This window comes from Streptomyces olivaceus (assembly GCF_000721235.1).
GTDB classification, from domain to species: Bacteria; Actinomycetota; Actinomycetes; order Streptomycetales; family Streptomycetaceae; genus Streptomyces; species Streptomyces olivaceus.
In genome coordinates, this window is sequence record NZ_JOFH01000002.1 from 242,657 (window position 1) to 252,471 (window position 9,815).

8 protein-coding genes are annotated in these 9,815 nt (G+C 75.7%); 2 read left to right on the plus strand and 6 right to left on the minus strand.

Annotation, left to right across the window (positions count from 1 at the left end):
* Positions 1 to 54: 54 nt before the first annotated feature.
* The gene (gene lgt, locus IG94_RS0104025) at positions 55 to 1,089 is read left to right on the plus strand and encodes a prolipoprotein diacylglyceryl transferase (RefSeq protein WP_031031076.1); all 1,035 of its coding nucleotides are present in this window, start codon (positions 55 to 57) and stop codon (positions 1,087 to 1,089) included.
* A 110-nt stretch (positions 1,090 to 1,199) separates the two neighbouring features.
* On the opposite strand, the gene IG94_RS0104030 is transcribed toward lgt, so the two are convergent.
* From IG94_RS0104030 to IG94_RS0104055, 6 genes are read right to left on the minus strand one after another with little or no spacing between them, the layout of a single operon-like run.
* Positions 1,200 to 2,024, minus strand: a complete 825-nt coding sequence (locus IG94_RS0104030) for an HpcH/HpaI aldolase/citrate lyase family protein (protein ID WP_031031079.1) — start codon at positions 2,022 to 2,024, stop codon at positions 1,200 to 1,202.
* Positions 2,021 to 3,250, minus strand: coding sequence for a CaiB/BaiF CoA transferase family protein (locus tag IG94_RS0104035; protein ID WP_031031083.1), 1,230 nt, complete (start codon positions 3,248 to 3,250; stop codon positions 2,021 to 2,023). The genes IG94_RS0104030 and IG94_RS0104035 overlap by 4 nt, the downstream gene beginning before the upstream one ends.
* Complete coding sequence (locus tag IG94_RS0104040) at positions 3,247 to 4,620, minus strand: ADP-ribosylglycohydrolase family protein (RefSeq protein ID WP_031031086.1); 1,374 nt, start codon at positions 4,618 to 4,620, stop codon at positions 3,247 to 3,249. The genes IG94_RS0104035 and IG94_RS0104040 overlap by 4 nt, the downstream gene beginning before the upstream one ends.
* Positions 4,608 to 5,864, minus strand: a complete 1,257-nt coding sequence (locus tag IG94_RS0104045) for an ADP-ribosylglycohydrolase family protein (RefSeq protein WP_224326155.1) — start codon at positions 5,862 to 5,864, stop codon at positions 4,608 to 4,610. The genes IG94_RS0104040 and IG94_RS0104045 overlap by 13 nt, the downstream gene beginning before the upstream one ends.
* Positions 5,861 to 7,366 carry an ADP-ribosylglycohydrolase family protein gene (locus tag IG94_RS0104050; RefSeq protein WP_224326149.1) on the minus strand — a complete coding sequence of 502 codons (1,506 nt, stop codon included), beginning with the start codon at positions 7,364 to 7,366 and terminating at the stop codon, positions 5,861 to 5,863. The genes IG94_RS0104045 and IG94_RS0104050 overlap by 4 nt, the downstream gene beginning before the upstream one ends.
* On the minus strand, positions 7,363 to 8,448 hold the full coding sequence (locus IG94_RS0104055) for an ADP-ribosylglycohydrolase family protein (protein ID WP_078892151.1): 1,086 nt from the start codon (positions 8,446 to 8,448) through the stop codon (positions 7,363 to 7,365). Before IG94_RS0104055 ends, IG94_RS0104050 begins: the two co-directional genes overlap by 4 nt.
* A gap of 248 nt (positions 8,449 to 8,696) precedes the next feature.
* Here IG94_RS0104055 and IG94_RS0104060 point away from each other — a divergent pair, with 248 nt between their 5' ends.
* Positions 8,697 to 9,428, plus strand: a complete 732-nt coding sequence (locus IG94_RS0104060; RefSeq protein WP_031031096.1) for a VIT1/CCC1 transporter family protein — start codon at positions 8,697 to 8,699, stop codon at positions 9,426 to 9,428.
* The last annotated feature ends 387 nt before the right edge of the window (positions 9,429 to 9,815 follow it).

Below are 9,815 nucleotides of genomic sequence, written 5' to 3' on the forward strand. Positions count from 1 at the left end.
GTAGCCGGGCTGGCCGACGCGTGTCCGGTCCGACACGGTAGCGTCGACCCTGCCATGGAACTTGCCTTCATTCCCAGCCCGTCGCGCGGGGTGCTGCACCTCGGTCCCATCCCGCTGCGCGGCTATGCGTTCTGCATCATCATCGGCGTCTTCGTGGCCGTCTGGCTCGGCAACAGGCGCTGGATCGCCCGGGGCGGGCGGGCCGGCACGGTGGCCGACATCGCGGTCTGGGCCGTCCCGTTCGGCCTGGTCGGCGGGCGGCTCTACCACGTGATCACGGACTACCAGCTGTACTTCAGCGAGGGCCGTGACTGGGTCGACGCCTTCAAGATCTGGGAGGGCGGCCTCGGCATCTGGGGCGCGATCGCGTTCGGCGCGGTGGGTGCCTGGATCGGCGCCCGGCGCCGGGGCGTCCCGTTGCCCGCGTACGCCGACGCCATCGCACCCGGCATCGCCCTCGCGCAGGCCATCGGCCGCTGGGGCAACTGGTTCAACCAGGAGCTGTACGGCAAGGAGACCAACCTGCCGTGGGCCGTGGAGATCACCTCGACGGCCGACGGACGGGTGCCGGGCACCTACCACCCGACCTTCCTGTACGAGTCGCTGTGGTGCATCGGCGTCGCCCTCCTCGTCATCTGGGCCGACCGCCGCTTCAAGCTCGGCCACGGGCGCGCCTTCGCGCTGTACGTGGCGGCGTACTGCGTGGGCCGGTTCTGGATCGAGTACATGCGCGTCGACGACGCCCACCACATCCTGGGCCTGCGGCTCAACAACTGGACCGCGCTCTTCGTCTTCCTGCTCGCCGTCCTGTACATCGTGCTCTCGGCACGGAAGCGTCCGGGCCGTGAGGCCGTGGTCGAGCCCGGCGCGGAGACCCTCGACGGTGCCGCCGGGGACGACCCGGACGGGGGCACGGACGGCACGGAGAAGAGTGCGCGGACGCGTGGGGAGGACGACGCGGAGGCCGTGCCCGAGAAGACCGGGGACGCGGCCGACGGCGCCGACGCCGCGCACGACACGGATCGGGCGGACGAGGCGGAGACCTCCGAGAGCGTGAAGGACGGGGCCGACTCCGCCAAGAAGGCCTGACCGCCGTACGCGTACCGAGGGCGCCCGGAACTCACCGGGCGCCCTCGGCGCATGTCCGGACCTCCGTCGGACCTCCGTCGGGCCTCCGCGGGACCTCGGCCAGGACTCGGTCAGGACAGGGAGGGCTTCCGGGCCAGCGACAGCGTGCGCCGGGCCGTCGCCACCACCGCCGCGTCGACGAACCGCCCGTCCGGCAGCGCCTGCGCGCCCGGCTGCGCGGTGGCCGCCTTGACGATCGTCTCCGCCTGCTCCAGCTCCCGCTCCGTCGGCAGGTACGCGCGCTCGATGACCGGCAGCTGGCGGGGATGGATCGCGGCCCGCCCGAGGAAGCCCAGCGCGCGGCCGTGCGCGCAGGACGCCGCCAGGCCCTCCAGGTCCCGCGTGTCCGGATGCACCGTCTGCGCGGGCGGCGCCAGACCGGCCGCCCGCGCCGCCACGACCACGCGCGACCGGGACCAGTCCAGGCCGGCGTCCCCGCGTACGCCGAGGTCGGCCCGGAGGTCCGCCTCGCCCAGGGCGATGCCGCGCAGCGCGGGGTGCGAGGCGGCGATCGGGTACGCCCGCTCCACCCCGAGGGCCGTCTCCAGGAGCGCGTACAGCGGCAGCGCGCCGGTGGCCGCGGCGACCCCGGCGACCTGCTCCGGGGACGTCACCTTGGGCAGGCGCAGCCCGGACAGGCCCGGCAGCGCGGCCAGCGCCGCCAGGTCCGCGGCGGCGAACGGGCCGTCCAGGGCGTTGACGCGGACGTGCACCGGCACCGGCTGCGCCTCGGTGAGCAGCTCGGCGGTGGCCTCGCGGGCGTACTCCTTGCGGTCGGCGGCGACCGCGTCCTCCAGGTCGACCATCACCACGTCGGCACCGGCGACCAGCGCCTTGGCGACCACCCCGGGACGGTCCCCGGGAGCGTACAGCCAGGTCAGCGGGGGTGCGGTCATACGACGCCCTCCTCACGCAGCTCCTTGACGTCGGCCGGGGAGAGCCCGAGACCGGTCAGCACCTCCTCGGTGTCCGCGCCGTGCGGGCGGCCCGCCCAGCGGATCGCGCCCGGGGTGGCGGAGAGCCGGAAGAGGACGTTCTGCATGCGCAGCGGTCCCAGCTCCGGGTCGTCGACGGTCGTGACCGTGTCGAGGGCCCGGTACTGCGGGTCGTCCATCACGTCCCGCACGTCCTGCACCGGCGCGACCGCCGCCTCGGCCTTCTCGAAGGCGGCGAGCACGTCGGCGCGGGTGTGCCGGGCGATCCAGTCGCCGACCGCCGCGTCGAGCACGTCGGCGTGCCGGGCCCGCTCGGCGCCGGTCGCGAACCAGGGCTCGTCGATCAGCTCCGGGCGGCCCACCAGGCGCATCACGCGCTCCGCGATCGACTGGGCCGAGGTGGAGACGGCGACCCAGGTGCCGTCGGCGGTGCGGTAGGTGTTGCGCGGGGCGTTGTTCTGGGAGCGGTTGCCGGTGCGCGGCTGGACGTGGCCGAGCTGGTCGTACCAGGTGGGCTGCGGGCCGAGAACGGTGAGGATCGGCTCGATGATCGCCATGTCGACGACCTGGCCCTCGCCGGTGCGCTCCCGCGCGGACAGCGCGGTCATCACGGCGTACGCCGTCGCCAGGGCCGCGATCGAGTCGGCGAGGCCGAACGGCGGCAGCGTCGGGGGCCCGTCGGGCTCGCCGGTCGTCGCCGCGAAGCCGCTCATGGCCTCGGCGAGGGTGCCGAAGCCGGGGCGGCGCGCGTAGGGCCCGAACTGCCCGAAGCCGGTGACCCGGGTGAGGACCAGGCGCGGATTGACCGCGGACAGCTCCTCCCAGCCCAGGTCCCACTTCTCCAGGGTGCCGGGACGGAAGTTCTCGACGACGACGTCCGCGGTGGCGGCCAGCCGCAGCAGCGTGGCGCGGCCCGCGGGCCTGGACAGGTCCAGGGTGATCGCGCTCTTGTTGCGGCCCAGCACCTTCCACCACAGGCCGACCCCGTCCTTCGACGGGCCGTGGCCCCGCGACGGGTCGGGCCGGGTGGGGTGCTCGACCTTGATCACCTCGGCGCCGAAGTCGCCCAGCATGGTGGCGGCGAGCGGGCCCGCGAAGAGGGTGGCGAGGTCGAGCACCCGCAGGCCGGTGAGGGGACCGGGCAGGGGAGGCTCGGCGGTCGGGGGAGGGGCGGCGGGCTCGGTCATGGGCGGGTGGCCTCCCGGTGGGTGAGGTGGGCGAGGGCGTCGAAGCCGGTGCCGTCGAAGTCGCCGACGGAGGTGGCCAGGCGGTTCTTGAGCGGGGCGGTCCAGTGCTCGGGCAGGGCGGCGGGCGACCCGGCGAGGAGCCCGGCGACGCAGCCCGCGGTGGCGCCGTTGCTGTCGGTGTCCCAGCCGCCGGACACGGCACGCGCGACGGAGCCGGTGAAGTCGCCGTCCGCGTGGGTGAGGGCGGCGGCGATCAGCGCGGTGTTCGGGACGGCGTGCACCCAGTGGTGGGCGGGGGAGTGGACGGCGTGCAGTTCGTCCACGACCGTGTCGAAGTCGGCGTGCGCGGCGGCGAGTCGGACGGCGTGCCGGACGGCCGCGGCCAGGCGGGAGCCGTCCGGCACGACCGTGAGGCCGGCGCGCAGACAGGCGTGGACGTCGGCGGCGCCGGCCGCGGCGGTGGCGATGACGGCCGCCGCGAACATCGCCGCGTAGACGCCGTTGGCGGTGTGGGTGAGGACCGCGTCCCGGTGCGCCTGAGCGGCGGCCGCGGCCGGGTCGCCCGGGTTGGTCCAGCCGTGCACGTCGGCGCGGATCAGGGCGCCGATCCACTCGCGGAAGGGGTTGTGGCGGCGGGCGGTCTCCGGGGGCTCGACGCCGGTCAGGAGGTTGCGGTAGGCGGCGCGCTCGGCGGTGAAGGTGCGGCCCGCCGGCAGCTCGTCGAGCCAGACCCGGGCGACGTCGGCGGTGGTGAAGGACCTGCCGTGGCGGCGCAGGAGCAGGAGGTTGAGCAGGGGGTAGTTGAGGTCGTCGTCCTCGGGCATGCCGTCGATGTTCTCGGCGAGGGAGGTCGGCGCGGAGCGGCGGTTCCAGGGGTACGCGGCGAGCAGGTCGCGGGGAATGCCCCGGGCGGTGAAGTACGAGGTCGGGGGCCAGTTGCCGGTGGCGCCGGCGAGGCGGCGGATGCCGGTGAGGGGAAGCTTCTCGACGGGTTTGCCGAGGAGGCAGCCGGCGGCCCGGCCCAGCCAGGCGGCCTCCAGCCGGGCCGGGGACACGGACGCGGCGGGCCGGGACGCGGCGGGAGGGGGCGGCCAGTCGGGGCACAGGGCCCTGATCCGGTCGAGGGCCGTCGGCTCGGCGTCCGCCGACGGGCTGGGCAGGCGGGCCAGTTCGTCCAGGAGGTCCTCCGCCAGGGCGCGGAGGCGGGCAGGGGCGGGCCGGTCGGACGCGCCGGCCCGGAGCGGCGCCTCGCCGCCGCCCGCAGCCCGCCAGCGGGCCGCGACCGCCGACGCGTCACGGCCGTCGAGGCCGGCCTGGCGCAGCTCGTGGCCGACCAGGTCCTCCGGCTGCACCCAGGTCAGCCGGAGCATCCCGCGTCCTCCACCGCCGCGCACGCGTCCCCGATCGCGGCGAACGCCCGCTCGTGGGCGCGGCGCTTGCGCACGTCCCGCTCGAACACCTCGCGGGCGACGCCGGTGAGCACCGCGGCCGGCTCCCACAGGTCCAGGCGGCTGGCCTCCGCGACGGTCTTGGCCCACTCCTCCGGTACGGGCGAGCCCAGCGCGCCGGACAGCGCGCCCGCCATGGTGGCGATGGAGTCGCAGTCGCGGCCGTAGTTGACCGCGCCGAGCACCGCGTGCCGGAAGTCGCCGCCGGAGACCAGCAGCATGCCGAGGGCGACGGGCAGTTCCTCGATCGTGTGCAGGCGCGAGGGCCGGCGGGCGCCGAGCGAGGGCGCGCGGTAGTCGGGACCCACCGTGTCGTACGGCGCCACCGCCTCGCGCAGCGGAACCAGCGCCGACTCGAAGTCCGAGTGGCGCGCGGCGACTTCGCAGACCGCCTCGATCGCGGCCCGGGTGCCGTCCTTGGCCAGGGACAGCGCCGCCGCCACCACCGACTCCGGGGTCGCCCCCGGCGCGCAGGCCGCCGCCACCGCCGCCGCGAACACGCCCGCCGCCTCCCGGCCGTACGACGACTGGTGCGCGCCCGCGACGTCCAGCGCCTCGGCGTAGGCGCCGGCCGGGTGGGCGGCGTTGACCAGGCCGACCGGGGCCATGTACATCGCGGCGCCGCAGTTGACGATGTTGCCGGTGCCGGCCTCGCGGGGGTCCACGTGGCCGTAGTGGATCCGCGCCACGAGCCACTTCTCCGCGAGGAAGATCCGCTGGAGGGGAAGGGCGTCCGCCTCCAGCTCCGGGATCCAGCGGGGGGTGGTCAGCAGGTCCGGGACCAGGTGGTCGGCGACCGCGTAGGCGTCGAGGTGGTCGCGGACCGTGGCGTAGACCCGTACCAGCGCGTGCGTCATCAGGGTGTCGTCGGTGACGTGTCCGTCGCCCTTGTGGTACGGCGCGAGGGGGCGGGCGGTGCGCCAGTCGGCGCCGTGCCAGGGGCCGACGACGCCGTGGATCCGGCCGCCGTGGCGTTCGAGGATCTGGTCGGGGGAGTAGCCCTCGACCGGGCCGCCGAGCGCGTCGCCGACGGCCGCGCCGACCAGGGCGCCGGTGACACGCTCGGCCAGGCTCGCCGTGCCGGTCCGTGTGGTGCCGGGCTGTGCTGTGCCCGGGTGTGCTGTGCCGGGCCGTGCTGTGCCGGCCTGGGGGGTGCGGGGTGTCATGCCGTACGTCCTTCTTCGTGCGGGGTCCGGTGGTCCACGAGGTGGTCCTCGGAGTGGTCCTCGGGGCGGGACGAGTGGGTGGCGTGCAGGAGGCCGGCGAGTTCGACGAGGTCGGTGCCGGACAGGCGGGGCAGGGTGCAGCCGGGGAGGGTGCGGCAGGTGTCCCGCCAGGACGCGGGGACCGAGGCGCCGCCGCCGAGCGCGCCGGTGAGGGCGCCCGCCAGCGCGGGGGCGGAGTCCGCGACCCTGGACAGGCAGGCCGCCGCCGGGACCGCCTCCGCGATGCGGCCGCGCGCGGCGGTGGCCAGCGCGAGGGCGACCGGGACGGTCTCGGCGGCGGCGATGCCGTAGCTGTAGACGTGGTCGACGATGCGGTGTTCGAGGAGCGGGACGAGGGCGAAGGTGCTCTCGGTCTCCGCCGCGAGGGCCAGGGCCTGACGGGCATTGCGGCCGATCTCCGTCCCCTCGGGGAGCTCGGCGAGCGCGGCCGTCACACAGGCGTCCACGTCGGCGCCGCCGAGGGCGCGGGCCAGCGCCGCCGCCATGGCGCGGGCGCCGTGCACGCCGTCGCCGTCCTGGGTGTAGCGGGCGTCGAACTCCGCGAGGTCGGCCGCGGGGCGCGGGGCGCCCGGGTGGGCGACGGCCAGGACGCAGGCCCTGACGCAGGCGGCGTCGTCGAAGTAGTGCGGGTTGTCGTGACCGGTGGCGGGTGGGCGCAGGCCGGTGGCGAGGTTGCCGAGCCCGGCCCGGACCGAGATGCGGGCGCGCAGCGGCAGTACCGCGGACTCGGCCTCCGGGGCGCGTTCCGTCGCCGCGGCGACCTCGCTCGCGATCGCGTTCCAGGTCAGGTCGATCGCGGCCCGCATCCGCCGGTCCCGGCTCAGGTCCCCGAGCGCGCTGTCGTCCCCGGCCCGCAGCACCGCCTCCGCCGCGAACGCCGCCCACTCGGCGTCGTCGGAGGGGCCGAGGCGCAGCGGCTCCGGGGGCTGGTTCAGGGCGATGGGCACGGGGAGCGTGGTGGTCGCATTCAGCTCGGCGAAGGTGTCCAGCTCGCGGGTGAGCCGGCGCGTCCACTCCGGCATCCGGACGGCCCGGTGCCGGGCGGCGGGCCATCCCGCGGCGTCCCCGGCCGCGAGCCCGAGGAGCAGCCCCTCGACGCGGTCGCGGCGGAGCGGGGCACGGTACGGCGCGCGGACCCCGTACTCCGGCCCGGGACGCCGCCCGCCGCGGGCCGCCCGGCTGCCGGGGCGTTCGGCGTGCTGCCCGTTCTGGGCGGGTGGCGCGTGTTCGGGGTGTTGTTCGTCCCGGGCGGGTGCCGCTTGCCCAGGGCACTGACCGCCTCCGCCGGGGACCGCGGCACCGGGTCCGGCGGAGACCGCCTCGCCGCCCCCGCTGGGGCCCGGCTCCCCGGGTTCGCCCGGTGGCTCGACGTACGCCGTGGTGACGGCCGCCGCGACGTGTGCCGTGGTCACGGCCGCGCCGGGGCGGGGCGCGCCGCTCACGACCGGGCCTTCGCCGGTGCGTCGTCCTCCGCGCCGTCCACCGCGCCGTGCGCGCGGTACGGCACTTCGGGCCCGCCCCGCGCCCCCGCCGCCCGGATCAGCAGGTCCGCCACCTCCAGGACGTGGTGACCGGCGATCGCCGGCAGGCAGGTGCCGCGGGCCGGGCCGATGGCCGCCGCCCAGTCGGCCGGGATCGCGGCGGTGCCGTGGGTCGCGCCGGCCAGAGCGCCGGCGACCGCGCCCGTGGTGTCGGCGTCGCGGCCCATGTTGACGGCCGTCAGCACCGCGTCCGCGAAGTCGCCGTCGGCCGCCGCGTACGCGCCGAAGGCGAGGGCGACCGCCTCGGGGGCCAGGTCGGTCCACGGGTAGCCGCCGATGACCACGGCGGAGCGGACCGCCCGTTCGCCCCGGTGGGCCGCCGTGAGCGCGCGGCGCAGGGAACGCGCCGTCCAGGAGTCGTCCGGTACCACGGCCAGCGCGGCGGCGACGACCGAGACCGGCGGCGCCCCGGCCATCGCCGCCGCGACGCCCGCCGCCACCGCCTGGCCGCCGTAGATGCCCTCGCCGTCGTGGCTGACCGAGCCGTCGATCGCCGCGAGCCGGGCGGCCTCGGCGGGCCGGCCCGCCGCGAACACGCCGTGCGGCGCGGCCCGCATCGCCAGCCCGTCGCTCCAGGCGTGGCGGTGCTGGGCGGAGATCGGGGCGGCGAGGCCGCGGCGCAGGTTCTCCAGGGTGCCGCGTTCGCTGAAGCCGGCGCCCCGGAACGGCCCCTCGTCCCGGTCCGCGATCCACTCGTGCCAGGCCCCCTCCACCCGGGCCGGGGTGAGCCCGGAGCCGTACCGGGCCAGCAGCAGACCGGAGAAGATCGCGTACTCGGTGTCGTCCGTGCCGGCGGGCCGCTCGGCCACGTACCCCGTGATGCGGCCCCAGCGGGCGCGGATCTCGGAGGGCTTCATGTTCTCGGCCGGTGCCCCGAGGGCGTCCCCGACGGCCAGTCCGAGCAGTGCGCCCCGGGCCCGTTCGCCCGGCCCGGGGGCGCCCTGGGGCGCGGGGACCGGGGGAGTGCAGGCGATGGATGCCATGCGGCCGCTCCTCTCCCTCTGCGCATCTGTCCCCGGTGCGCCGGACACCGCAGCCTCACGGGGCACAGCGTCACCCGGTCGACATCCGCGGAGGCAGGATCGAGAAGGTGTCCGAGGAGACGCGCGGAGAGACAAAACCGCAGGTAAGCCCAGCCTTTCCTTGCTGGCGGCGAGGAATGGAACGGCGTAGATTGCGTGTTGTCAAAAGATGGAATGAGTCCAAAGTAGCTAGTACTCCGGGGGTTCCCATGGCCATCATCGAAACCGAGGCGCCGCTCCACGAGGCGCACCGCGACAACCACACCCATCGCGACGTGAACGGCGGCTGGCTGCGCCCCGCCGTCTTCGGCGCGATGGACGGCCTGGTCTCCAACCTCGCCCTGATGACCGGCGTCGCGGGCGGTACGGCGAGCCAGCAGACCGTGGTGATCAGCGGTCTCGCCGGTCTCGCCGCCGGAGCCTTCTCCATGGCTGCCGGCGAGTACACCTCCGTCGCCTCCCAGCGCGAGCTGGTCGAGGCCGAGCTGGACGTCGAGCGCCGCGAGCTGCGGAAGCACCCGGCGGACGAGGAGGCCGAGCTGGCCGCGCTCTACGAGGCGCGGGGCGTCGAGCCGGACCTCGCGCGCGAAGTGGCCCGCCAGCTGTCCAGCGACCCCGAGCAGGCGCTGGAGATACACGCCCGCGAGGAGCTGGGCATCGACCCCGCGGACCTGCCGTCGCCGCTGGTCGCGGCCGTGTCGTCGTTCGGGTCCTTCGCGCTGGGCGCCCTGCTGCCCGTCCTGCCGTTCCTGCTGGGCGCCGGTGCGCTGTGGCCCGCGGTGCTGCTCGCGCTGGCCGGGCTGTTCCTGTGCGGCGCGGTGGTCGCCAAGGTGACGGCCCGCAGCTGGTGGTACAGCGGTCTGCGGCAGCTCGCCCTCGGCGGCGCGGCGGCCGGTGTGACATACGCCCTGGGCAGCCTGCTCGGGACGGCCGTAGGATAGTCCGGCCCCGAACTTATGCGAGGGACCGCATAAGTAGCCGTTACTGGCTGGTTTCGAGTGCGTAATCTCCGGGCATGAGCCGTAAGCGCTGCTGGCAAAGAAGCTCGCCGCGCATCCGTGGAGCGGGCGACGACGCTCCCTCCACGCCCTCGGACCGACGGACATCGATCTGTGCGCTTCGGTCTCCACAGCTTTCACCGCCGGACGCGGTACCCCCGCCGCACCCCCTCGGCGTCCGCATGTTGGAACGGATTGTCCCGTTTACCGAGAACCAATCCATCATGTAACCTGCACCAGCTTTTGTACCGAACCGCAGAGGGCCAGCGTCGTCCCTCGGCAACTGCACATGCCAGATGACGACGACGGGAGAGCCGATGCGTACGCCGC

Bases quoted from the DNA above. Each gene is read 5' to 3' on its own strand.
- IG94_RS0104035 (WP_031031083.1), bottom strand. From the start codon at position 3,250: ATGACCGAGCCCGCCGCCCCTCCCCCGACCGCCGAGCCTCCCCTGCCC.
- IG94_RS0104060 (WP_031031096.1), top strand. From the start codon at position 8,697: ATGGCCATCATCGAAACCGAGGCGCCGCTCCACGAGGCGCACCGCGAC.
- IG94_RS0104045 (WP_224326155.1), bottom strand. From the start codon at position 5,864: ATGACACCCCGCACCCCCCAGGCCGGCACAGCACGGCCCGGCACAGCA.
- lgt (WP_031031076.1), top strand. From the start codon at position 55: ATGGAACTTGCCTTCATTCCCAGCCCGTCGCGCGGGGTGCTGCACCTC.
- IG94_RS0104055 (WP_078892151.1), bottom strand. From the start codon at position 8,448: ATGGCATCCATCGCCTGCACTCCCCCGGTCCCCGCGCCCCAGGGCGCC.
- IG94_RS0104040 (WP_031031086.1), bottom strand. From the start codon at position 4,620: ATGCTCCGGCTGACCTGGGTGCAGCCGGAGGACCTGGTCGGCCACGAG.
- IG94_RS0104030 (WP_031031079.1), bottom strand. From the start codon at position 2,024: ATGACCGCACCCCCGCTGACCTGGCTGTACGCTCCCGGGGACCGTCCC.